Annotated in this window: 24 protein-coding genes; 9 read left to right on the top strand and 15 right to left on the bottom strand. The window is 71.0% G+C overall.

Translation table 11 applies throughout. The annotated features are described in order from the left end of the window. Positions 1–17: 17 nt before the first annotated feature. From ABZ490_RS38225 to ABZ490_RS38200, 6 genes are all read right to left on the bottom strand, one after another. Complete coding sequence (locus ABZ490_RS38225) at positions 18–983, bottom strand: folate-binding protein (protein ID WP_359001242.1); 966 nt, start codon at positions 981–983, stop codon at positions 18–20. Between the two features lie 9 nt (positions 984–992). Next, the gene (locus ABZ490_RS38220) at positions 993–1460 is read right to left on the bottom strand and encodes a transcriptional repressor (protein WP_359001240.1); all 468 of its coding nucleotides are present in this window, start codon (positions 1458–1460) and stop codon (positions 993–995) included. Between the two features lie 15 nt (positions 1461–1475). After that, positions 1476–2051, bottom strand: coding sequence for an FABP family protein (locus ABZ490_RS38215; RefSeq protein ID WP_359001237.1), 576 nt, complete (start codon positions 2049–2051; stop codon positions 1476–1478). A gap of 239 nt (positions 2052–2290) precedes the next feature. Further along, a complete protein-coding gene (locus ABZ490_RS38210) occupies positions 2291–3358 on the bottom strand; it encodes a hypothetical protein (protein ID WP_359001234.1) in 1068 nt (355 codons plus the stop codon). A gap of 314 nt (positions 3359–3672) precedes the next feature. Then, positions 3673–4551, bottom strand: a complete 879-nt coding sequence (locus ABZ490_RS38205) for a hypothetical protein (RefSeq protein WP_359001231.1) — start codon at positions 4549–4551, stop codon at positions 3673–3675. After that, the gene (locus ABZ490_RS38200; RefSeq protein WP_359001228.1) at positions 4548–5285 is read right to left on the bottom strand and encodes a hypothetical protein; all 738 of its coding nucleotides are present in this window, start codon (positions 5283–5285) and stop codon (positions 4548–4550) included. The genes ABZ490_RS38205 and ABZ490_RS38200 overlap by 4 nt, the downstream gene beginning before the upstream one ends. A 98-nt stretch (positions 5286–5383) precedes the next feature. Here ABZ490_RS38200 and ABZ490_RS38195 point away from each other — a divergent pair, with 98 nt between their 5' ends. Next, a complete protein-coding gene (locus ABZ490_RS38195; RefSeq protein ID WP_359001225.1) occupies positions 5384–5746 on the top strand; it encodes a DsrE family protein in 363 nt (120 codons plus the stop codon). Positions 5747–5782: 36 nt separating this feature from the next. Here ABZ490_RS38195 and ABZ490_RS38190 read toward each other — a convergent pair whose 3' ends face one another. The 8 genes from ABZ490_RS38190 to ABZ490_RS38155 form a co-directional block, all read right to left on the bottom strand. Next, positions 5783–6043: a DUF3099 domain-containing protein gene (locus ABZ490_RS38190; protein ID WP_359001222.1), complete on the bottom strand. Its 261-nt coding sequence runs from the start codon at positions 6041–6043 to the stop codon at positions 5783–5785. A gap of 112 nt (positions 6044–6155) precedes the next feature. Then, on the bottom strand, positions 6156–6443 hold the full coding sequence (locus tag ABZ490_RS38185; RefSeq protein WP_020122955.1) for a DUF1416 domain-containing protein: 288 nt from the start codon (positions 6441–6443) through the stop codon (positions 6156–6158). A 68-nt stretch (positions 6444–6511) separates the two neighbouring features. Further along, positions 6512–7351, bottom strand: coding sequence for a sulfurtransferase (locus ABZ490_RS38180; RefSeq protein WP_359001218.1), 840 nt, complete (start codon positions 7349–7351; stop codon positions 6512–6514). A gap of 141 nt (positions 7352–7492) precedes the next feature. Further along, positions 7493–7573 carry an Ms5788A family Cys-rich leader peptide gene (locus ABZ490_RS38175; protein WP_359001348.1) on the bottom strand — a complete coding sequence of 27 codons (81 nt, stop codon included), beginning with the start codon at positions 7571–7573 and terminating at the stop codon, positions 7493–7495. A 226-nt stretch (positions 7574–7799) separates the two neighbouring features. Continuing rightward, positions 7800–8537: a DUF2993 domain-containing protein gene (locus tag ABZ490_RS38170; protein WP_359001215.1), complete on the bottom strand. Its 738-nt coding sequence runs from the start codon at positions 8535–8537 to the stop codon at positions 7800–7802. A gap of 98 nt (positions 8538–8635) precedes the next feature. Continuing rightward, entirely contained in the window at positions 8636–9826 is a 1191-nt protein-coding gene (locus tag ABZ490_RS38165; RefSeq protein ID WP_359001212.1) for a hypothetical protein, read from the bottom strand. A 2-nt stretch (positions 9827–9828) separates the two neighbouring features. Beyond that, complete coding sequence (locus ABZ490_RS38160) at positions 9829–10083, bottom strand: MoaD/ThiS family protein (RefSeq protein WP_359001209.1); 255 nt, start codon at positions 10081–10083, stop codon at positions 9829–9831. A gap of 99 nt (positions 10084–10182) precedes the next feature. Continuing rightward, entirely contained in the window at positions 10183–11019 is an 837-nt protein-coding gene (locus ABZ490_RS38155) for an alpha/beta fold hydrolase (RefSeq protein WP_359001206.1), read from the bottom strand. A 194-nt stretch (positions 11020–11213) separates the two neighbouring features. Here ABZ490_RS38155 and ABZ490_RS38150 point away from each other — a divergent pair, with 194 nt between their 5' ends. The 8 genes from ABZ490_RS38150 to ABZ490_RS38115 all read left to right on the top strand — a co-directional run bounded on the left by ABZ490_RS38150 (position 11214) and on the right by ABZ490_RS38115 (position 20021). Further along, positions 11214–11993, top strand: a complete 780-nt coding sequence (locus tag ABZ490_RS38150; RefSeq protein WP_359001203.1) for a response regulator transcription factor — start codon at positions 11214–11216, stop codon at positions 11991–11993. Positions 11994–12119: 126 nt separating this feature from the next. Beyond that, positions 12120–13142, top strand: coding sequence for a LacI family DNA-binding transcriptional regulator (locus ABZ490_RS38145; protein WP_359001200.1), 1023 nt, complete (start codon positions 12120–12122; stop codon positions 13140–13142). Positions 13143–13285: 143 nt separating this feature from the next. Next, positions 13286–14461: a trypsin-like peptidase domain-containing protein gene (locus tag ABZ490_RS38140; protein WP_359001197.1), complete on the top strand. Its 1176-nt coding sequence runs from the start codon at positions 13286–13288 to the stop codon at positions 14459–14461. Positions 14462–14493: 32 nt separating this feature from the next. Next, entirely contained in the window at positions 14494–14709 is a 216-nt protein-coding gene (locus tag ABZ490_RS38135; protein WP_359001194.1) for a hypothetical protein, read from the top strand. A gap of 97 nt (positions 14710–14806) precedes the next feature. Next, positions 14807–15544, top strand: a complete 738-nt coding sequence (locus ABZ490_RS38130; protein ID WP_359001191.1) for a response regulator transcription factor — start codon at positions 14807–14809, stop codon at positions 15542–15544. Further along, a complete protein-coding gene (locus ABZ490_RS38125) occupies positions 15541–17001 on the top strand; it encodes a HAMP domain-containing sensor histidine kinase (protein ID WP_359001188.1) in 1461 nt (486 codons plus the stop codon). Before ABZ490_RS38130 ends, ABZ490_RS38125 begins: the two co-directional genes overlap by 4 nt. A gap of 103 nt (positions 17002–17104) precedes the next feature. Beyond that, a complete protein-coding gene (locus ABZ490_RS38120; protein ID WP_359001185.1) occupies positions 17105–19204 on the top strand; it encodes a pectinesterase family protein in 2100 nt (699 codons plus the stop codon). Positions 19205–19265: 61 nt separating this feature from the next. Beyond that, entirely contained in the window at positions 19266–20021 is a 756-nt protein-coding gene (locus tag ABZ490_RS38115) for a response regulator transcription factor (RefSeq protein ID WP_359001182.1), read from the top strand. Positions 20022–20060: 39 nt separating this feature from the next. On the opposite strand, the gene ABZ490_RS38110 is transcribed toward ABZ490_RS38115, so the two are convergent. Continuing rightward, the gene (locus ABZ490_RS38110; RefSeq protein WP_359001179.1) at positions 20061–21845 is read right to left on the bottom strand and encodes an ABC transporter ATP-binding protein; all 1785 of its coding nucleotides are present in this window, start codon (positions 21843–21845) and stop codon (positions 20061–20063) included. Positions 21846–21907 lie beyond the last annotated feature (62 nt).

The raw sequence follows: 21907 nt of genomic DNA, 5'->3' as shown, positions 1-21907 counted from the left end.
GGACGGCCGCCGGGGAACTACGGCTCGACCACCGTCTCCTGGGCCGCCGCCGTCGTGCCGGCCATCAGCGGGGCGTCCACGGGGACGTTCCGCTTCACCAGGGCCAGGGCCACCGGGCCCAGTTCGTGGTGGCGTACCGAGGTCGTGATGAAGCCGATCGTGCGGCCGTCGGGGGCCTCGTCGGCGACCCGCAGCTCGGTGCCCTGGGGCGGGAGGTGGACCTCGCTGCCGTCGAGGTGCAGGAAGACCAGGCGGCGGGGCGGCTTGCCCAGGTTCTGGACGCGGGCGACCGTCTCCTGGCCGCGGTAGCAGCCCTTCTGGAGGTGGACCGCGGTGCCGATCCAGCCCAGCTCGTGCGGGATGGTGCGGTGGTCGGTCTCGAAGCCGACGCGGGGGCGGTGCTGCTCGACGCGCAGGGCCTCGTGGGCGAGGATCCCGGCCGCGGGGCCCGTCTTGTCGGCGTACGACTCCAGGTCCGCGCGCGGCAGGAAGAGATCGCGGCCGTACGGGGTCTCGCGGACGACGACGCCGTCCGGCACCTCGGCGATGGAGCCGGCGGGCAGGTGGACCACGGCGGTGTCGGCGGTGCGGTCGGCGACCTCGACCCGGTAGAAGAACTTCATCGACTCCAGGTAGGCGAGGAGCGCCTCCTGGGTGCCGGGTTCGACATGGGCCCAGACCGTGGTGCCGTCGTCGACGAGGTAGAGCGCGTGCTCGATGTGGCCGTGCGCGGAGAGGATCAGGGCCTCGGCGGCCTGGCCGGCCGGGAGGTCGCTGACGTGCTGGGTGAGCAGGAGGTGCAGCCAGCTCAGACGGTCCTCGCCGGTGACGGTGACGACTCCGCGGTGCGAGAGGTCGACGAAACCGGTGCCGTCGGCGAGGGCGCGCTGCTCACGGAACAGGTCGCCGTAGTGGGCGGCGACGCCTTCGTCCACGCCCTCGGCGGGGACGGCGCCGGGCAGGGACAGCAGAGGGCTCTTCATGCGCCAAGCCTACGACTCGGTAAGGGAACTCTTGGCGGTCGAACGTCCGTCCGCCATGGCCTTCGACGTGCAGTCCCGGCAGCGGCCGAAGATCGCGAAGTGCTTCATGTCCGTCTCGAAGCCGAAGGTCTCCCGGAGCTTGGCCGTGAACTCGGCGGCCACCTGCACATCCGCCTCGATGACGTTCTCGCAGTCCCGGCAGACCAGATGGAGGTGATGGTGCCGGTCGGCGAGATGGTACGTCGGCGCGCCGTGCCCCAGATGGGCATGGCTGACCAGACCCAGCTCCTCCAGGAGCTCCAGGGTCCGGTAGACGGTGGAAATGTTGACCCCCGACGCCGTCCTCTTCACTTCCGTGAGGATGTCGTCGGGGGTCGCGTGCTCAAGGGTGTCCACGGCTTCCAGCACGAGTTGCCGCTGCGGCGTCAGCCGGTAGCCGCGCTGCCTGAGGTCGCTCTTCCAGTCGGTGCTCACCACACTGGAAGTCTAGAACTACTTGAAGAACGCGATGCCGTCGTCCGGCATGTCGTCGGGCAGGGCCTTGGCCCAGCGCTCGACGTCCTCGGGCGTGACGACCTTCTTCAGGTGGGCCGACATGTAGGGGCGCAGCTCGACCTCGGGGGTCTGCTTCTCGCCGACCCACATCAGGTCGCTCTTGACGTAGCCGTAGAGCCGCTTGCCGCCGGTGTAGGGGCGGGAGGCGGCCGTGCGGGCGACGGCGTCCGTGAGCAGGTCGATCTGCGGCTTCTTGTCGGCCATCTCGCCGTACCAGATCTCGATGACGCCGTCGTCGCGGGTCATCGTCACCTCGACCTTGCGGGAGCCGTCGATCCGCCAGAAGCCGGACTCGGACTCCAGGGGACGGACCTTGTTGCCGTCGCTGTCCAGGACCCAGGTGTGGGACCGGTACTCCAGGAAGTCACGGCCGTCGTGGCTGAAGGTGACCTCCTGCCCGAAGTTGCACTTCTCCGCACCGGGGAAGTCGTGCACCCCGGCGCCCGCCCACGTGCCCAGCAGGAAGGCGAGGGGGACGAGGTCCTTGTGGAGGTCGGACGGAATCTCGATCATGGTTGGCAGTTCCTGGATCGGTGGGTCAGCGCTGGCCCTGGTACAGCTTCTTCACGGTCAGGGCGGCGAAGGCGAGGACACCGACGCAGACCAGGACCAGCAGGGTTTCGAAGAAGATCTCCACGGGGTGCTCCTCGGATGAGCGTGGTTGGTTCCGTACGTACACAGGGCCGGCCCCCAGCTTACGCGGCCGGGGACCGGCCCTCCGTGTGAGGTGGGCCCTCACGGGCGCCGCGGGATCACTCCAGCAGCTCGCTCTGGAGGACCACCGTCTGCTGGAACGGGATCACCGGCATGCCGCCCTTCCCGGCCTGCACGATCATCGCCAGGACGTCGCCGGCGCTCAGGAACGCGAGACGGACCTGCTCACTGCCGTACGGCTTCGTCTCCGCGTACGGCGTCAGGGCGACGTTCTTGGACTGGGGGGCCAGCGGGAAGTCCTCGTCCCGCTCGAAGGCGTCGGCGCCGCGGACCGGGTAGACCGGGGCGTCGTAGCTCGTCAGGTCGTCGCCGAGGACCTGCTCGGTGACGGCGACCGAGCCGAAACGCAGCAGGTAGACCCGGGTGGTGACGCCGTCGGGCGTGGTCCAGCCGCGGGCCGCGATGTGCCGCAGGCCGGCGTCCGTGAGCTTGTCCTGGATGTCGTCCCGGCGGGTCTCCTCGAACTCCTTCAGGAAGTCCTTCGTCGCCGACCAGCCGTCGGAGCCGGCCAGCGCTTTGTCCTGCGTCGCGCCCTCGGGGGCGGGCAGCACGAGGGCGCGCAGGTCGGCGTAGTGGGCGCCGGAGGGGTTGGACCGGGTGAAGGGGGCGGGGCTGCCCGAGGGAAGGGGCGGCTTGGTGAGCGTGGGGTACGCCCACCGGCCGTCGGACCGTGTCTCCAGACCCGGAACGTCCGTGCGGTCCAGCCTCGTGATGCCGTACGCGGTGGACGCGCCGACCAGCGCGAAGACGGTCACGGCGGCTGCCCAGCGGAGCGCCGCGCGCAACCGGGCCCCCCTCACCGCCTCGGCTCCGCCATCGCCCCCCGCACCACCCGTGCGGCTTTCGTCGTCGAGTGCGGGTGACCCTGGTACCGCGTCCCCACCGCCGCCGACCACGTCTCCGCCGTCGGTGACTGCGGGCCCGCCGTCCGCCACGGGCAGCCCCGAAACCACGCCCCCGCCGTCGCCGACCGAGGCTCCGCCGTCGGCTGCAGGCTGCCCCGACGCCACGCCCTCACCGTCGCCGACCGAGGCTCCGTCGTCGGCTGCGGGCGGCCCCGAAACCACGCCCCCGCCGCCGTCGGCCGCGGGTGACGCCGAAGCCACGCCTTCACCGTCGCCGACCGCGGCTCCGTCGTCGGCTGCGGGCGGCTCCGAAGCCACGCCCTCGCCACCGGTGACCGCAGGCCCGCCGTCGGCCACGGGCCGCCCCGAAACCACGCCCCCGCCACCGGTGACCGCAGGCCCACCGTCCGCCACGGGCCGCCCCGAAACCACGCCCCCGCCACCGGTGACCGCAGGCCCACCGTCCGCCACGGGCCGCCCCGAAGCCACGCCCCCGCCGTCGCCGACCGCGGCTTTGGGTGGTGTCGCAGAAGGTGCTGTCTCCGGAGTGGTCGGTGTCGAAGGCTGTTTCTCGGTCATACCGACTCCCCCGGTTCCGCGATGCGGTCGAGTTGTTCGCGCAGGAGCAAGGCGACTCCCTTGGTGTCGAGTGGCTTGACGGCCTCGGCGTTCAGGCTGACCAGGACCTCGCCCACGTACGCGGAGCAGAACATGCCCTCCAGGTCGGAGTCGGCGTCCTTGGGCGGCAGGAAGCACTTCGCGTTCTTGTGGCCCTTGATCTCCGGCCCCTTGCGGAAGATGTCCAGCGCGTCGAGGAACTCGCCCTGGAAGGTCGCGATGTCCCGCACCGCCGCCTTGTTGTCCATCTGGGACAGCGTGATGCTGACGGAGTACACCCCCTCGTTCACATCGAGGGCGCTGGTCTCCTCGCTGAGGTAGCTGCGCATCGCCATGCCCTTGATCCGCTGCTTGTCGATCCGCTGCTCCAGCCGCTTGCGCTGCGACCGCGGCAGATCCTTCAGCGCCTCCTTGCGCAGCGCGGCCGCCCGCTCCCCGCTGAGCTGCGCGTCGGCGCCGAACTCACCGATGTCCGGCCCCCGGGTGAACCCCTCCGTGCCGTACGGGACGAGCATCGCGGCCAGGCCGGTACCACCGGCCCCGGGCCGCTCCGGCTGCTCGGACGCCGGCGTCTCCTTCGGGAACTTCCAGACGGGCGCCCCGGCGTCCCGGTCGGCGTCCCGCACGGTGACCACCGTGAAGCCGACCCCCGCGACCAGGGCCCCGGCCAGCACCAGGCACCCCGCGACGGCCACGGCCCGATTCCGGCGCCTGCGCCGCTCCGCGGGGTCGGCGGGTCCGGCCGGGGACACGACCAGTTCGGGGCCCACCGGCTCCACCGGGCCCACCGAGCCGGCCGCCCCGGCTCCCCCGGCCTCGTGCTCCTGCTCGCTCACAGCCGCTCCATCTGCCGCTCGGCCAGGTCCATGACAGTCTTCTTGCTGATCGCCCTGGACCCGTAGATCCAGAGCTCCATGGCGATGTCACCGCGCCAGGCGTGCGCCTCGGCGCTGTAGAGCGGCAGGTACCCCGCCTCCGTCTTCGGCTTGTGGTGGACGTACGCCGTCCCCGTGCCGGTACCGGCGATCGGCCAGCTGTCGGTGGAGTCCTCCTTCTCCGCCCAGTACTGGTTGTTGTCGCAGTAGTCGGCGGCCGCGACCGTCTCCTCCTGCCGGAACTGCACCAGCCGCAGCTCCACGGTGTACGCGCTGCCCGCCTCCCAGCCGGTGACGGCGACCCTGCGGAACTCGTTGCCGACCAGATCGCCGAAGATCTCCTCCGGCTTCTCGTAGGAGTCCGCGTAGGCGGCCAGGTCCAGCCAGCCGTCCTGGCCCTCCAGCCAGGAGGCGTCCTTGGTGCCCTTCGGCTTCGCCAGCAGCAGCTTGCGCAGATCGCCGTCGGTCTTCACCTGACGGTCCCGCGCCGCCGACAGCGGCTCGGGGGCGGGTCCCTTCGCCTGCGGCACCGTCGGCTGCGAGAGCGAGGGCAGCTTCGTCGGCTCCCGGTCGGCCTGGACCAGATAGCCGGCGCAGGTCCCGGCCACCAGGCCGAGCACCACGGCACCGGCGATCAAGCCGGCCGTACGGCCCCTGCGCCGTTTGTCCCGTTCCGGTTCCACTTCCTCTTCCACTTCCACTTCCAGCACACTGTCCCCCTCCGTGTCGCGCGCTGCACAGGAGACCCATGATCAACACCGTGAGTTGTAAGGGAGTTGATTACGATTCGGGCATGGCGAAGAAGCTCGTGATCAAGGTGACCGCCGGGGCCGACGCCCCCGAGCGGTGCTCGCAGGCGTTCACGGTCGCGGCGGTGGCCGTGGCCAGCGGGGTCGAGGTGTCGCTGTGGCTGACCGGGGAGTCCGCGTGGTTCGCGCTGCCGGGCCGGGCGGCCGAGTTCGAGCTGCCGCACGCCGCCCCGCTGCCCGATCTGCTGGAGTCGGTCGTGGCCGGTGGGCGGCTCACGCTCTGCACGCAGTGCGCGGCCCGGCGGGACATCACGGAGAAGGACGTCATCGACGGCGTACGGATCGCGGGTGCGCAGGTGTTCGTCCAGGAGGCGCTGGCCGACGACACCCAGGCGCTCGTCTACTGAGGTCCGCCGACGGCTGAGGTCCGCCGGCGGCGAGGTCTACTGGCGGCGCTTCTTGCCGTCCAGTTCGTCCCACCACTCGTCGGACTCCGGGTCGCCGGACGGGTCGTCCCACCAGCGGTCCTCCGGGCCGCGCCGGTTGGCGACCATCGCCGCGAGCGGCGGGATGACCATGGCGACCACGCACATGCCGACCGCCACCGGCACCGACCAGATGCGCACGACGGCCCAGGCCAGGACGAACAGGCCGATGCAGGTGCCCATCATGGCGAAGTAGAGGTGGCGCCGGCGCGCATACATGCCTCCAGCGTAGGTCCGGGCAGCCGGAAGGGCCGTACCCCGCGAGGGATACGGCCCTTCCGTCGTCGGAACCTGTCGGCGTCCGTCACAGACCGCCCGAGCCCCGCGGTTCTCAGACCGCGATCGCGACCTCCGCGAGTCCGCCCTGCTGGGCGACGACCGTGCGGTCGGCGGTGGCGCCGGGGACGAGGGCGCGGACGGTCCAGGTGCCCTCGGCCGCGTAGAAGCGGAACTGTCCCGTGGCGGAGGTGGGGACCTCCGCGGTGAACTCGCCGGTCGAGTCCAGCAGCCGGACGTAGCCGACCACGGGCTCGCCGTCGCGGGTCACCTGGCCCTGGATCGTGGTCTCACCGGGCTTGATCGTCGAGGCGTCCGGGCCGCCGGCCTTCGCTCCACACATGTCTTTCTCCATCGGGGTCTGACCGGACGGAAGGAAGGCCGGTCGGTCGGGTTTGCGGGCTGGGAGGGTTACTTGTTGGCGCCGAGCTCGATCGGCACGCCGACCAGGGAGCCGTACTCGGTCCAGGAGCCGTCGTAGTTCTTGACGTTCTCGACACCGAGCAGCTCGTGCAGGACGAACCAGGTCAGGGCCGAGCGCTCGCCGATGCGGCAGTAGGCGATGGTGTCCTTGGCGAGGTCCACCTGCTCGGCGGCGTAGAGCTCCTTGAGCTCGTCGTCCGACTTGAAGGTGCCGTCGTCGTTGGCGTTCTTCGACCACGGGATGTTGCGGGCGGTCGGGACGTGGCCCGGGCGCTGGGACTGCTCCTGCGGCAGGTGGGCCGGGGCGAGCAGCTTGCCGGAGAACTCGTCGGGCGACCGGACGTCGACCAGGTTCTGCGCGCCGATCGCGGCGACGACGTCGTCACGGAACGCGCGGATGGCGGTGTTCTGCGGCTTCGCGGTGTAGGTGGCCTCGGCGCGCGCCGGGACCTCCTCGACCAGCTCGCGGGCGTCCAGCTCCCACTTCTTGCGGCCGCCGTCGAGAAGCTTGACGTTCTCGTGGCCGTACAGCTTGAAGTACCAGTACGCGTACGACGCGAACCAGTTGTTGTTGCCGCCGTAGAGGATCACCAGGGTGTCGTTGCCGATGCCCTTCGCCGACAGGAGCTTCTCGAAGCCCTCCTGGTCGATGAAGTCACGGCGGACCGGGTCCTGGAGGTCCTGGGTCCAGTCGATCCGGATGGCGTTGCGGATGTGGTTCTTCTCGTAGGCCGACGTGTCCTCGTCGACCTCGACGATGGCGATGTCGGCGTTGTCGAGGTTGGCCTCGACCCAGTCGGCGTCGACCAGGACGTCGTTGCGGCTCATGCTCGTTCTCCTCCGGGGCAGGTGCGGCGGGGGTGTGCAAGAAAGAGGGGGTGCGCGGCCGGGTCTCGCCGGCGGCCGGCGCACGGATGCCCTCGGATCGAGGGCGCCGGGAGGCGCGGAAGGCCGGCGGCGCTTCCGCTGTCAGACAGGGCGACAGAGCATGGCGGCGACGCGGCACAGGTCTACTGCCCGCCGCTTCGTGAGATCCGCCTGTCGCTGCATCATGCGGTCGATCGTAGGGACGGACAGGCGGGCGTGTCATCAGCTGGCCGGATGATGAGATGCGATCGTCCACATGCCGGGACGAAGAATGCGCCCGGGCTGTCCCCGCGGGGGATCCGGGCGCATGTATCCGTCGTCACTTCTACGGTTCGGACGGCGGTGTCTCGCCTGTCGGACGCCGACCGCCCGAATGTCCTGGATGTCGCCGAGTCCGGCGCCAGGGGTCCTACCCGGCGAGCCGGACGTTCGAACCCTTCACCGTGATCTCCACACCGTTCTTCCCCGCCTGCACCGAGTCGAGGCTGATGCCGCCGGGCAGCCCCTCGATCTTCTGCTGGAAGTCGGTGACGGAGCGGACCTCGTTCTCGGCGGCCGTCACCCCGCGGAAGTCGGGCAGCGAGTCGGCGTGCACCCGGACGATGTCGCCCTTCACGCTGACCGTGCTGAGCACCGAGACCGGGTCCTTCAGCTTCACGCCGAGGACGGTCGCCTCGACGGTGACCTTGATCTTGCCGTTGCCGCCGTCGGAGAGGCCGACGACCTCGGCGGTGAGTCCGGGCGCGACCCGGGTCTTCTCGGACTTGGCGGTCTTCAGCAGCTCGTCGTAGGCGACGGTCGCCGTACCGGAGGCCGTGGTGGCGGTGGCGGAGCTGTAGTCGCCGGAGAACGCGACGCCCTTCATGTCGGCCCGGAGGTCGCCGATGCGGAGGGTCTGCCCGTTGACGCCGGTGTCCGCCTCGTAGTCCTCGATACCGACCTCGACGTCGTCCAGCGAACCGCCGGCCAGCTGGGTGAGGAAGGGGAAGCCCTTGATGGACACGTCGGGGGTGGTGGCGAGGCCCTCGGTGGTCCTCAGCTTGTCCGCGACCTCGCCCTGGGCGAAGTGGACGGCGACGCGGTCCACGAGGACGAAGAGGCCCCCCAGGACCACGACGATGACCAGCAGTATGCGAAGCGCGCGCATGAAGGTGTCCCCCGGTTCAGGTCGCTGTGCGGCCCACCGTAACCCTGGGGGCAAGGGACACCCCGGAATTGTCGATCAGCTGTGACACGCCGTCCCGGCTACCCCAGCACCCGGCCCAGCACATAGACCGCCGGTGCGGCGGCCGCGAGGGGCAGGGCCACGCCCGCGGTGAAGTGGACGAAGCGGGAGGGGTAGTCGTAGCTCGCGACCCGGTGGCCGATCAGGGCGCACGCCGCGGCGCCCGCGCCGAGCAGCGCGCCCTGCGCGCCCAGCCCGGTCGTCCCGCCGACCGCGATGCCCGCGCCCGCGGCGGCGAGCAGCGCCACGACGACGGAGGCCGGGGTCGGCAGCGGCAGCGCGCGGGCCAGGACGGCGACGGCGACGGCCGCGGCGCCCACGGTCACCGCCTCGGGGTCCGCGCCGAGGTGCCCGGTCGCGATGATCGCCAGCGCGGCGGAGACGACGGTCGCCATCAGGCCGTACATCCGCTCGTCGGGATCGGCGTGCGAACGCAGCTGGAGGACCAGGCAGAGCAGCACCCACACGCCCAGGGTGCCGAGGATCGCGGCGGGCGCGTTCTCCCGGCCGGCGACGAGCAGCGCCACGTCCGAGACCAGCGCGCCGAGGAAGGCGAGCGCGATGCCCTGGCGGGCCGGCCACATGCCGTTCAGCCGGAACCAGCCGGCCGCGGTCACGGCCTGGAGCACGACGAGCGGCACGAGCAGGGCGTACGACCCCACGGCCGCCGCGCCGGACAGCAGCAGCCCCAGCAGCGCGGTGAGCGCGGCGGGCTGCATCCCGGGCTCGATGATCGGCGAACGCCCTTCGAGCCGGGCCCGCTGGGCGTCGGTGACCCGGGAGTTGCCGGCGAGGGTGGCGGGGCCGTAGGCCGCGCCCGCCTCGGGCTGGGCGAGCGCGGCGTCCTGGTTCCCGTAAGCCTGGTGGTCGGACCCGTACGCCTGGTGGTCGGACCCGTAATGCTGGTGGCCGGACCCGTCCGCCTGGTGGCCCGGCTGTCCCGCGAGGCCCGCGTGCGCCTGGCCGGCGGCCGCCCCGTCGGCGGCGGGCGCCGGGTATCCGCCGCCCTGGTAGCCCTGGTAGCCCTGGGCCGGCATGGGGGCCGGGTCCGCGGTGACCGGCGGCTGGACGCTGGTCTCCCAGGTCTGCCCCTGCCACTGCTGGGTGTACTGGAGGTGCGCCTGCGGGTCGTCGTGGCCCTGCTGCTGCTGCGCGGGCCAGTTCTGCTGGTCGTACCCCGGGTACTGCTGATACGGCTGCTGGTCGGTCATCCTCACCCTCCTGCGAACGGCGGGAGCACCTCGACCGTGCCGCCGTCGGCCAGCCGTACCGTCTCATGTGCGCGGGTGCCCACGGGGTCACCGTCGATCAGGAACGAGCATCGCCGCAGCACACGCGTGAGTTCGCCGGGGTGTCGCGCACGCGCGGCGTCGAGGGCCTCGGCGAGGGTGTCCGCGTCGTACGGCTCCTCGTCGACCCCGGCCGCGGCCTTCGCGGCCGCCCAGTAGCGCACCGTGACCTTGGGCATCGCGTTCCTTCTCGGATCGGTTCGTCTGTCGTCGGTTCGTCTGTCGTCGGTTCGTCTGTCGCCGGTTCGTCCGTCGCCGGTTCGCCGACAGGGTTCAGGCTAGCCCGCCCGGGCCGCCGCCCAGTCCGCGATCCGGGTCAGCAGGGCGTCGTCGGCCGCGTGCTCGGCGTGGCCCATGCCCGGTTCCAGCCAGAGTTCGCCGTACTCGCCCGCCGCCGCGGCGAGCATCCGGGGGTGGTCGAGGGGGAAGTAGCCGTCTCGGTCGCCGTGGACGATGAGCAGCGGGGCGGGTGCGATCTTCGGGACCGCCTCGGTCGGGGAGAGCGGTATGGGGTCCCAGTCGCGGTGGTGGATCCGGGTGCGGAAGCCCCAGCGGCCGAGCAACCGGCCCTCGGGGCGGGTGATCAGCCAGTGCACCCGGCGCATCGCGACGGTGCCCCGGTAGTACCAGCGGGCGGGCGCGCTGACCGAGACGACGGCGTCCACGCCCCGGTGCAGGGCCGCGTGCCGGAGCACGACCGAGCCGCCCATCGAGAAGCCGACGGTCACCACGCGCGTGTGCCCGAGCGAGCGGGCCCACTCGACGGCGGCCTCCAGGTCGAGGACCTCCTTGTCGCCGACCGTCGAACGCCCGCCGGAGCGTCCGTGGCCCCGGAAGGAGAAGGTGACGACGGCCCCGTACCGCGCGAAGGCCTCCGCGACCCGGCGCACCTGGGGGCGGTCGGCGTCGCCGGTGAAGCCGTGCGCGATCACGAACACCGGGTGAACGGTGAATGACGGCGGACTGTTGTATACGACCGCACCCGGGTTGTATACGGAATCGATCGGAATCCCGTCGACGGTGCGCCGAAACGTCCGCAAAGGTGTACGGGTGCCCGTCTCACAGTTCGGACGAACGGCGGAACGGCCCACATGACCTGCCCGGCTGTTGCTCATGTGGGCTATTCTGCTGGGCAGAGGACTCGGGCAGCGTAGCCCCCGGGTCCTTTTGTGCTTTCGGAAGCGTTGTATACGAAGCGGGAAACTCCAGGTGACCGTGGGTGTACGGGGCCTTCGGGAACGTGCAGTGCAGTGCCGCAGTGCCGTAGTGCCGCAAACGTCCTCGCAGGGACCGAGGAGGAACCAGACATATGAGTTCTCTGCTGCTCCTGACCAATGCCCTCCAGCCGTCGACCGAGGTGCTGCCCGCCCTCGGCCTGCTGCTGCACAACGTGCGCGTCGCTCCGGCGGAAGGACCCGCACTCGTCGACACCCCGGGCGCCGACGTCATCCTGATCGACGGCCGGCGCGACCTCCCGCAGGTGCGCAGCCTGTGTCAGCTGCTGCGCTCGACCGGGCCCGGCTGTCCGCTGATCCTCGTCGTCACCGAGGGCGGCCTGGCCGCCGTCACCGCCGACTGGGGCATCGACGACGTCCTCCTCGACACCGCCGGCCCGGCGGAGGTGGAGGCGCGGCTGCGGCTCGCCATGGGCCGCCAGCAGATCGTCAACGACGACTCCCCCATGGAGATCCGCAACGGCGATCTGTCCGTGGACGAGGCGACGTACAGCGCGAAGCTGAAGGGCCGGGTCCTCGACCTCACCTTCAAGGAGTTCGAGCTGCTGAAATACCTGGCCCAGCACCCCGGCCGGGTGTTCACCCGCGCACAGCTCCTCCAGGAGGTGTGGGGCTACGACTACTTCGGCGGCACGCGCACGGTCGATGTGCACGTACGACGGCTGCGCGCCAAGCTCGGCCCGGAGCACGAGTCGCTGATCGGCACCGTCCGGAACGTGGGTTATCGATTCGTTACGCCCGAGAAGGCGGAGCGCGGGAGTGACGACGCGAAGGCCAAGGCCGGGCGGGTAAACGCGGACGATCCGGACAACGCGGTCACCGTGGGCGCCGAAGAGGTCGCGGCGGACGCCTAGTACTCGCCGGTACCCCCCGGTTACCCACCGGTACCGGCCGGGATCCGCTCAGCGGAGGCATTGCTTCCGCACAGGGACGTGACGTACGCCCTGCCCAGAGCGGGTCCATCCGCGTAGACTCCGCGCGTGGCCAAGGTGACTCGGGACGACGTCGCACGACTGGCGGGGACCTCCACCGCCGTCGTCAGCTACGTCATCAACAACGGACCCCGGCCGGTCGCCCCGGCCACGCGCGAGCGTGTCCTCGCCGCGATCAAGGAGCTGGGGTACCGGCCCGACCGGGTCGCCCAGGCGATGGCGTCCCGGCGCACGGACCTCATAGGTCTGATCATCCCGGACGCCCGCCAGCCCTTCTTCGGCGAGATGGCGCACGCGGTCGAGCAGGCCGCCTCCGAGCGCGGGAAGATGGTCCTGGTCGGCAACACCGACTACGTCGCCGAGCGCGAGGTCCACTATCTGCGGGCGTTCCTCGGGATGCGGGTCTCCGGCCTGATCCTCGTCAGCCACGCGCTCAACGACCTGGCCGCCGCCGAGATCGAGGCCTGGGACGCCCGGGTGGTGCTGCTGCACGAGCGGCCCGAGGCCATCGACGACGTCGCCGTCGTCACCGACGACCTGGGCGGCGCCCGGATCGCCGTCCGCCACCTCCTGGAGCACGGCTGCGCGTACGTCGCCTGCATGGGCGGCACCGCCGAGACACCCTCCGTCGGCGACCCGGTCTCCGACCACGTCGAGGGCTGGCGGCAGGCCATGGCCGACGCCGGGCTCAGCACCGAGGACCGGCTCTTCGAGGCGCCGTACAACCGCTACGACGCCTATCGCGTCGCCCTCGACCTGCTCTCCGGCCCCGACCGGCCGCCCGCGATCTTCTGCTCCACCGACGACCAGGCGATCGGCCTGCTGCGCGCGGCCCGCGAGCTGCGCATCGACGTACCGGGCGAGCTGGCCGTCATCGGCTTCGACGACATCAAGGAAGCCGCCCTCGCTGATCCGCCCATGACAACGATCGCATCGGACCGCTCGGCGATGGCCCGCGCGGCGGTGGACCTGGTCCTGGACGACGGGGTACGGGTCGCGGGCTCCCGCCGGGAACGCCTCAAGCAGTTCCCGTCCCGCCTGGTGACCCGCCGCTCCTGCGGCTGCCCCTGACCGTACGGCGTGACCGTATGAGAGGTCTCTGAGAGACCCGCGCCGGACGCCTGTTCCGGCTTTATATCGGGCATACGAGGTTCTGGCGGCGTTCTCAGGGAGCACTCAGGGAGCTCTCATGGTTGCGGGACAAGCTTCTTTCCATGACCGAGAGCTTCCGCCGCAGCGGCGAGTACGAGAACTTCGACACCCCTTACCAGGGCGCCCAGCAGCACGCTTCCTCCCCCGTCAACCCGGAGTGGCCGCCCCCGCCGGCGTACCAGCCGGTGCAGCAGGCACCGCAGCAGGCCGTGCACCAGCAGCAGCCGGTGGTCGAGCCCACCGCGGTGTGGCAGACGCCGGTGCAGACGCAGGCCGCACCGGCCGGCGGGGACGGCAACGGCGGCGGAACCGCTCTCCTCACCCCCGTGGCCGCCGAGCCGGGCGCCCCGGAGCCCAGGAAGAAGCGCACCCGCGGCCCCCTGGCCCTGCTCGCCGCCGTGGCGATCGTCGCCGCGGCCATCGGAGGCGGCACGGCGTACGGCATACAGGAGCTGACCGGCAAGGACCAGGTCGTCTCCTCCTCCACCACGACCAGCGTGGTGCCGTCCAGCAAGACCGGTGACGTCGCCTCGATCGCCGCCGCGGTCAGCCCGAGCGTCGTCGAGGTCAACGCCACCCTCAGCAACGGCTCCTCCACCGGCTCCGGTGTGATCATCACCAGCGACGGTGAGATCGTCACCAACAACCACGTCATCTCGGGCGCCTCCTCGATCAAGGTGACGACCAGCGACGGCAAGAGCTACACCGCGAAGGTCGTCGGCACCGACAGCAAGAAGGACCTCGCGCTGATCAAGCTGGAGAACGCCTCCGGTCTGAAGGCGGCGACCCTCGGCAACTCCGACGGCGTCCAGGTCGGCGACGAGGTCGTGGCGATCGGCTCCCCCGAGGGCCTGACCGGCACGGTGACCAGCGGCATCGTCTCCGCGCTCAACCGAGACGTGACCGTCTCCACCGACGAGAGCCAGGGCCAGCAGCAGCAACAGCAGGGCAGCGGCGGGTGGCCGTTCGAGTTCGGCGGCCAGCAGTTCAACGGCGACACCGGCACCTCGACCACCACCTACAAGGCGCTCCAGACGGACGCCTCCCTCAACCCCGGCAACTCCGGCGGCGCGCTCATCGACGCGAGCGGCAACATCATCGGCATCAACTCCGCGATGTACTCCGCGTCCTCGTCCTCCTCCACGGACGCCGGCAGCGTCGGCCTCGGCTTCGCCATCCCGATCAACACCGTCAAGTCCGACCTCGCGACCCTGCGGGCCGGCGGTTCCGACAGCTGAACGACCTTTCCTCGTCACTCAGGGAGTACGTCATGATCAAGCAGGTTTCGCACACGGTGACCGGCGTCGGCGCGGCCGACCTCGCCCTGGCCCTCGACGTGGCGTACGAGCTGCACGAGCCGGTGCAGCAGATGGTCGTGCGGGCCCCGGAGGTGGCGGCGCCGCAGCTGATGGGCCTGCGCACCCCCGCCACCCGCCCGCACCGCCGCAAGGTCCCGCTGAACCGCCTCACGGCGATGCGCGGCTGATCTCCCGCAGCACCACTCTTCACGCACGGACCGGGAAGCATGCGAGGCTGAAGGCCTCGTCCCCCGTCCGTCCCACCGCACCCGAGGATCCACGCCCATGAGCCCCGCCGAAGGCGACCGTGACATCCAGCGCATCCTGATCGTCGACGACGAGCCGGCGGTGCGTGAAGCACTCCAGCGCAGCCTCGCCTTCGAGGGCTACGACACGGAGGTCGCCGTCGACGGCGCCGACGCCCTGGAGAAGGCCACGGCCTACCGGCCCGACCTGGTGGTCCTCGACATCCAGATGCCCCGCATGGACGGCCTGACGGCCGCGCGCCGCATCCGCGGCGCGGGCGACACGACCCCCATCCTCATGCTCACGGCCCGCGACACGGTCGGCGACCGGGTCACCGGGCTCGACGCGGGCGCCGACGACTACCTGGTCAAGCCGTTCGAACTGGACGAGCTGTTCGCCCGGGTCCGCGCGCTGCTGCGGCGCAGCTCCTACGCGGCGGCGGCCGGCACGGCCGCCGTGGAGGAGGACGAGGCGCTCACCTTCGCCGACCTGCGCATGGACCTCGCGACCCGCGAGGTCACCCGGGCCGGGCGGCCCGTCGAACTGACCCGCACGGAGTTCACCCTCCTGGAGATGTTCATGGCCCACCCGCGTCAGGTCCTCACGCGCGAGCAGATCCTGAAGGCGGTGTGGGGCTTCGACTTCGAGCCGTCGTCCAACTCCCTGGACGTGTACGTGATGTACCTGCGCCGCAAGACCGAGGCGGCGGGCGAACCGCGGCTCGTGCACACGGTGCGCGGGGTCGGGTACGTCCTCCGACAGGGCGGCGCGGAGTGAACAAGCTGGTACGGCGTTTCCGGACCCTCCCGATCCGGGCGCGCCTGTCGATGCTGGTCGCTGCCGCGGTGGCGTTCGCGGTGGCGGCGGTGTCGGTGACGTGCTGGTTCATCGTGCAGGGGAAGCTGTACGAGCAGGTGAACAACGACCTGCAGAAGTCGCTGCAGATGCCGCGGCTCGAGGATCAGGCCAACACCGCAGTCAACAACTGCACCAAAGAGACCTCCGCGCAGAACACCAACGGCCCTCGGAACACCTATTTCCAGGTGGTGGCGGAGAACGGCAAGACCTGCGTCTTCCCCTACTCCCTCGGCGCTGTCAAGGTCACCGAGGTCGACAAGGACACCATCAAGAACGGCGAGGCAGGTCGCGGTGTCTTCCACAACAGCACCGATGAGGACGGCAACAGCGTGCGCGTCCTGTCGGTGCCGGGATTCACGATCACGGACCCGACCACGAACACCACTTCCAAGGCCGCCATTCTCATCGCCCTCCCCCTGAAGAACACCGAGAAGACCCTCAACGACCTCGCCCTGATCCTCCTGCTCGTCTCCGGTATCGGAGTGCTCGGAGCCGGAGCCGCGGGCCTCGCGGTCGCCCGCGCGGGTCTGCGCCCGGTCGACAAACTCACGGAAGCCGTCGAGCACGTCGCCCGCACCGAGGACCTGAGCGTACGCATCCCGGTCGAAGACGACGCCGACGACGAGATCGCCCGGCTCTCCCGGTCGTTCAACTCGATGACCGCCTCCCTCGCCAACTCCCGTGAGCTCCAGCAGCAGCTGATCGCGGACGCCGGGCACGAGCTGCGTACGCCGCTCACCTCCCTCCGCACGAACATCGAGCTCCTCACCCGCAGTGAGGAGACCGGCCGCCCCATCCCCGCCGCCGACCGCAAGGCGCTGCTCGCGAGTGTGAAGGCGCAGATGACGGAGTTGGCCTCGCTCATCGGCGACCTCCAGGAGCTGTCCCGCTCGGAGGGCCAGCGCGGCGAACGCGTCCAGGTGGTCGACCTGGAGGACACGGTCGAGGCGGCCCTGCGCCGGGCCCGGCTGCGCGGCCCCGAGCTGACCATCAACGCCCACGTGGAGGCCTGGTTCACCCGGGCGGAGCCCGCCGCGCTGGAGCGCGCGGTCGTCAACATCCTGGACAACGCGGTGAAGTTCAGCCCCGAGGGCGGCACGATCGACGTCCGGCTGACGCACGGCGTCCTGACCGTCCGCGACCACGGCCCCGGTATCCCCGAAGACGAACTCCCGCACGTCTTCGACCGCTTCTGGCGCTCCCCCAGCGCCCGCGCCCTCCCCGGCTCCGGCCTGGGCCTGTCCATCGTGGCCCGCACGGTCGAGCAGGCCGGCGGTGACGTCACCCTGGCCCGCGCCCACGGCGGCGGCACGGTGGCCACCGTACGGCTGCCGGGCGCGCCGACGCCTCCCCCCGAGGCGCCGGAGACGCCGTAACGTCATCGATTTCCTCCCTACGGCAACCTTTCCGTTCCAGGCGGCGACCCTCCCGCGACGCACACCCCCCACGGGTGATCCCCTCCTGGAACGGAACCCGCAGATGAGTGAAGCCCGCCGCGCGCCCAGCACCGGCTCCCGCCCCCGGCACCGCAGGCGCCGGACCGCGCTCGCCGTGGGGGTCCCGCTGGCCCTGACCGCCGCCGGCACCCTCGCGTACGGCACGGACCTGGGGCTCTTCGGTGCCGACGCGCAGACGAAGGCGTCGGCGGCCACCGCCGCGCCCGCCTGGGCCACCGCCTCCGCCGACGGTTTCGCCTCGGTCAACGCGCTGGGCCAGAACGGGACGTACGGCGGCCGGGACGGCAAGACGGTCACCGTGAAGACGCTCGCCGATCTGGAGAAGTACGCGACGGCCACCGAGCCGTACGTCATCGTCGTCGCCGCGACCATCAACATGGACCCGGTCGGCAAGGAGATCAAGGTCCGGTCGAACAAGACGATCATCGGGTCCGGGACCTCCGGGCAGATCGTCGGCGGCGGCTTCTTCCTCGGCCAGGGCGTCCACAACGTGATCATCCGGAATCTGACGATCCGGGACGCGTACCAGGGCGTCTGGAACGACAAGGAGCACGACTACGACGGCATCCAGATGGACGGCGCCCACCATGTGTGGATCGACCACAACGACATCCGGCACATGGCCGACGGCCTGATCGACAGCCGCAAGGACACCACCTATCTGACCGTCTCCTGGAACAAGCTCAGCCAGGAGAACAAGGCCTTCGGCATCGGCTGGACCGACAACGTCACCGCGGACATCACCATCCACCACAACTGGATCCGCGAGACCGAGCAGCGCAACCCCTCCACGGACAACGTCGCCCACGCGCACCTCTACAACAACTTCCTGGAGGACGTGGCGGGCACGGAGATCAAGTCGGCGTACGGTAACTACGCGCGCGGCAGGACCAACATGGTCCTGGAGAACTCCTACTTCCAGGGCCTCACCAACCCCGTCGTCCGCGACACCACCGCCACCCTCGTCCAGCGCGGCAACCAGTTCTCCGGGACGACCGGCAAGAACGAGAGCGGCGGCTCGGGCACGGCCTGGGACCCGAAGAAGTACTACGCGTACACCCTGGACAAGACGGCCGACGTGCCCTCGCTGCTCAAGGCCGGTACCGGCCCACGCGGCAACCTCGGCACGACCACGTCCACCGGCACGGGCACCACCAGGGCGGCCACGACGACGATCATCGTCGCCGCCGACGGCACGGGGCAGTACAAGACGGTCCAGGCCGCCGTGGACGCCGTACCCGCGAACAACACCGCCCGGGTCGTCATCTCCGTGAAGCCGGGGACGTACCGCGAGGTCGTGAAGGTCCCCGCGAACAAGCCGCACGTCACCCTCCAGGGCAGCGGCTCCAGCCGCAAGGACACGACGATCGTCTACGGCAACGCGGCGGGCATGACCAAGCCCGACGGGTCGGGGACGTACGGCACCCCGGGCAGCGCGACCGTGTCCGTCCTCTCGGACGACTCCCAGGTCCGCAATCTCACCGTCACCAACGACTTCGACGAGTCCAGGCACCAGGACATCGCCAACCAGGCGGTGGCGCTGCTGACACAGGCCGACCGGATCGTGCTCGACGGGGTCATCGTCAACGGCGACCAGGACACCCTGGAGATGGAGACCGCCGCCAAGGACAAGCTCGGCCGCGTCTACATCAGCAACTCCTACATCACCGGCAACGTCGACTTCATCTTCGGCCGGGCCACGGCCGTCGTCGACAAGTCCGTCATCACGCTGAAGAAGCGCTGGAACGGCACGAGCGCCGGCTATGTCACCGCCCCCAGCACCCCCGCGGGCCGCAAGGGCATCCTGATCAACCGCTCGACGATCAACGGGGACGTCAGCTCGGCCACCTTCTTCCTCGGCCGCAACTGGCACCCGGGCGGCGACACCACCGTCGACCCGCAGACCACGGTCCGCGACAGCTCGCTCAGCGCGGCGGTCAAGTCGACCCCCTGGTCCGACATGGGCGGCTTCTCCTGGAAGGACGACCGCTTCGCCGAGTACAAGAACACCGGCGCCGGAGCGGGGGCCGCGAGCAGCAACCGCCCGCAGCTGACCGACGCCCAGGCCGCCGGCCAGGAGGTCGCGGACTGGCTCGGCGACTGGACGCCGTCGGCCTCCTGATCCCAGCCCAGCCACACCCCTCTGCCAGCTCAGCCACAGCCCTCCGCCCCACCGTGAAGGAATGGTGAATCAAACGGTGAGGGGAACGGAAACGGGCACCACGACGCACGCGGCGGGCAGGATCCTGCTCGCCGACGACGACGCGGACATCAGGGAAGGCATCGGCAGACTGCTCAGGTTCGAGGGCTACGAGACCGTCCTCGCCGGCGACGGACGGCTCGCCCTCGACCTGATCGCGGCCCCCGGCAGCACACCCGACCTGGTCCTGATGGACGTCACCATGCCGGGCCTCGACGGCCTGGCCGCCACCCGCCGCATCCGCGCCTCCGGCTCCACGGTCCCGATCCTCATGATCACCGGCCGGGACGCGGTCGGCGACCGTATCGTCGCCCTGGACAACGGCGCCGACGACTACCTGATGAAACCCTTCGCCGTCGAGGAACTCCTGGCCCGGGTCCGCGCCCTGCTGCGCCGCGCCACCCGCCGCACACCCCCGCCCCCGGCGCCCTCGGCCCCCGACACCCTCACGTTCCTCGACGTCGTCATGACCCACTCCACCCGTACGGTCACCCGGGCCGGCCACCTCGTCGACCTCACCCGCACCGAGTACACGCTCCTGGAGTACCTCCTGCGCCACCCCGCCAAGGTCCTCAGCCGCCCGCAGATCCTCCACGACGTCTGGGGCTTCGACTTCGAGCCCACCTCCAACACCCTCGACGTCTATGTCATGTACCTCCGCCGGAAGCTGGAGAACCACGGCCGCCCCCGCCTGATCCAGACGGTGCGGGGGCTGGGGTACATGCTCCGGGAGGGCTGAGCCGCCCCGGGGCACGGTTCCGGGTTCCGGCTCCGGTTGTCACAGCCGCAGGACCAGGGTGTCCTCCGCCCACTGCTGCCGTGCCGCGGGGGCGGTGGACCAGGGTTCGGTGAGGCGGGCGTAGGCCGGGCAGGTCCTCATCAGGGTGTCGTGGGTGCCCGTGGCCAGGAGCCGGCCCTCGTCGATCAGGAGGATGCGGTCGGCCTCGGCGGCGAGGCTGAGGTCATGGGTGATCATGATCGTCGTACGGCCGGACATCAGCCGGCGCAGGGGCTGGACGATCTGGCGGGCGGCCACCGAGTCGAGGCCGGCGGTGGGTTCGTCGAGGACGAGGACCGGGGCCGCGCGGAGCATGGCGCGGGCGATGGCGATCCGCTGGAGCTGGCCGCCGGAGAGGGCGGCGGTGCCGGGGGCGATGGGGGTGGCGTAGCCCTCGGGGAGGGCGCTGATGAAACCGTGGGCCGCCGCCGCCCGGGCCGCGTCCTCGATCTCCCGGTCGCTCGCGCCCGGCCGGCCGCAGGCGATGTTCTCGTGGATCGTGCCGTTGAGGACGAGGGTCTGCTGCGGCAGCAGGGCCACGTTCTCGCGCAGGAACTCCAGCGGTACGTCGGTGAGGGGGACGCCGTCCAGGGTGATCACGCCCGCGTCGGGGTCGTAGAAGCGGGTGAGGAGCTTGGCGAGGGTGGACTTGCCGGCTCCGCTCGCGCCCGTGACCAGGATCAGTTCGCCGGGGGACGCGGTGAGGGTCAGGTCCGTGAGGGAGGGGCGGGGGGTGTCGGGGTAGGTGAAGCCGACGCCGTGGAAGCCGATGTGGCCGTGCACGGGCCAGGTGGGGACGGGGGTGGCCGGGTCCTCGACGGCCGGGCGGGCGTCCAGGATCTCGGCGATGCGGTCCGCGCCGGCCGTGGCCGCGGTGACCGTCAGACCGAGCTGGCCGAGGCTGCGCACCGGGGGGTAGAGGTAGCCGACGAAGGCGGCGAAGGCGAGGAGGGTGCCGAGGGTCATCCGGCCGGCGGAGATCTCCCAGACGCCCAGGCCGATCACCGCCAGGACGCAGAGGGTCTCGACGACCTCGACGAACTGCTCGTACATCTCGCTCAGCCGCGCTCCGCGCACGCTCGCCCGCATCCAGGCGCGTGCCTCGCGGTCCAGGCGGCGTTCCTCGTCGGCGCGGCGGTTGTACGCCTGGGTCAGCACGACGTTGCCGAGGGACTCCTCCACCACCGAGGTGATCGCGCCGTCCGCGACCCGTTCGTCGCGCGAGGCCTGCTTGATGCGGCCGGAGAAGCGGCGGGCGGCCAGCAGGAAGAGGGGGGCGAGGAGGAAGGTGGCGAGGGCCAGGTCCCAGCGCAGATACAGCGCGGCGGCCGAGTAGAAGACGGCGGAGAAGGCCGCGGAGACCGTGCCCACCACGCCCGACACCACCAGTTGTTCGATCGCCTCCACGTCTCCGGTCAGGCGTTCCACCAGGTCGCCCTGGCGGTGCCGCTGGAAGAAGTGCGGGGGCAGGCCCTGGACGTGGGCGAACGTCCGCGCGCGCAGGCGCAGCACGAACCGCTCGGCGGTCCAGGTGGCGAGCGAGTTGCCCAGGTAGCCGACGAGCGCGCCGAGCACGGCGACGCCGAGCCAGGCGCCGGCGGGCCCCCAGAACGCGGAGAGCGAGCCCTCCTTCAGGGCGTTGTCGGTGAGCTGGGCGAACAGCAGGATGGCGGCGGTCTCGGCGAGCGCGGAGACCACCACGCAGGCCACGATCACCAGCATCCAGCCGCGGTCGCCGCGGGTCAGCGGCCAGAAGCGGCGGAAGGCCTCACGGGCTTCCCTCATGGTCGGTTCCTTCCGTACAGGGCCGTGGCATGGCCGAGGCGGGGCCACCCGGAGGTGGCCCC

The organism is Streptomyces sp. NPDC005811 (assembly GCF_040630405.1).
Taxonomy (GTDB): domain Bacteria; phylum Actinomycetota; class Actinomycetes; order Streptomycetales; family Streptomycetaceae; genus Streptomyces.
Note: the sequence above shows the minus strand (reverse complement) of the source record. Positions and strands in the feature narration are given on the sequence as shown.

Bases quoted from the DNA above. Each gene is read 5' to 3' on its own strand.
- ABZ490_RS38225 (WP_359001242.1), bottom strand. From the start codon at position 983: ATGAAGAGCCCTCTGCTGTCCCTGCCCGGCGCCGTCCCCGCCGAGGGC.
- ABZ490_RS38215 (WP_359001237.1), bottom strand. From the start codon at position 2,051: ATGATCGAGATTCCGTCCGACCTCCACAAGGACCTCGTCCCCCTCGCC.
- ABZ490_RS38195 (WP_359001225.1), top strand. From the start codon at position 5,384: ATGGCGAAGAAGCTCGTGATCAAGGTGACCGCCGGGGCCGACGCCCCC.
- ABZ490_RS38190 (WP_359001222.1), bottom strand. From the start codon at position 6,043: ATGTATGCGCGCCGGCGCCACCTCTACTTCGCCATGATGGGCACCTGC.
- ABZ490_RS38185 (WP_020122955.1), bottom strand. From the start codon at position 6,443: ATGTGTGGAGCGAAGGCCGGCGGCCCGGACGCCTCGACGATCAAGCCC.
- ABZ490_RS38180 (WP_359001218.1), bottom strand. From the start codon at position 7,351: ATGAGCCGCAACGACGTCCTGGTCGACGCCGACTGGGTCGAGGCCAAC.
- ABZ490_RS38175 (WP_359001348.1), bottom strand. From the start codon at position 7,573: ATGCAGCGACAGGCGGATCTCACGAAGCGGCGGGCAGTAGACCTGTGC.
- ABZ490_RS38170 (WP_359001215.1), bottom strand. From the start codon at position 8,537: ATGCGCGCGCTTCGCATACTGCTGGTCATCGTCGTGGTCCTGGGGGGC.
- ABZ490_RS38165 (WP_359001212.1), bottom strand. From the start codon at position 9,826: ATGACCGACCAGCAGCCGTATCAGCAGTACCCGGGGTACGACCAGCAG.
- ABZ490_RS38160 (WP_359001209.1), bottom strand. From the start codon at position 10,083: ATGCCCAAGGTCACGGTGCGCTACTGGGCGGCCGCGAAGGCCGCGGCC.
- ABZ490_RS38155 (WP_359001206.1), bottom strand. From the start codon at position 11,019: ATGAGCAACAGCCGGGCAGGTCATGTGGGCCGTTCCGCCGTTCGTCCG.
- ABZ490_RS38150 (WP_359001203.1), top strand. From the start codon at position 11,214: ATGAGTTCTCTGCTGCTCCTGACCAATGCCCTCCAGCCGTCGACCGAG.
- ABZ490_RS38140 (WP_359001197.1), top strand. From the start codon at position 13,286: ATGACCGAGAGCTTCCGCCGCAGCGGCGAGTACGAGAACTTCGACACC.
- ABZ490_RS38135 (WP_359001194.1), top strand. From the start codon at position 14,494: ATGATCAAGCAGGTTTCGCACACGGTGACCGGCGTCGGCGCGGCCGAC.
- ABZ490_RS38130 (WP_359001191.1), top strand. From the start codon at position 14,807: ATGAGCCCCGCCGAAGGCGACCGTGACATCCAGCGCATCCTGATCGTC.
- ABZ490_RS38120 (WP_359001185.1), top strand. From the start codon at position 17,105: ATGAGTGAAGCCCGCCGCGCGCCCAGCACCGGCTCCCGCCCCCGGCAC.
- ABZ490_RS38115 (WP_359001182.1), top strand. From the start codon at position 19,266: ATGGTGAATCAAACGGTGAGGGGAACGGAAACGGGCACCACGACGCAC.
- ABZ490_RS38110 (WP_359001179.1), bottom strand. From the start codon at position 21,845: ATGAGGGAAGCCCGTGAGGCCTTCCGCCGCTTCTGGCCGCTGACCCGC.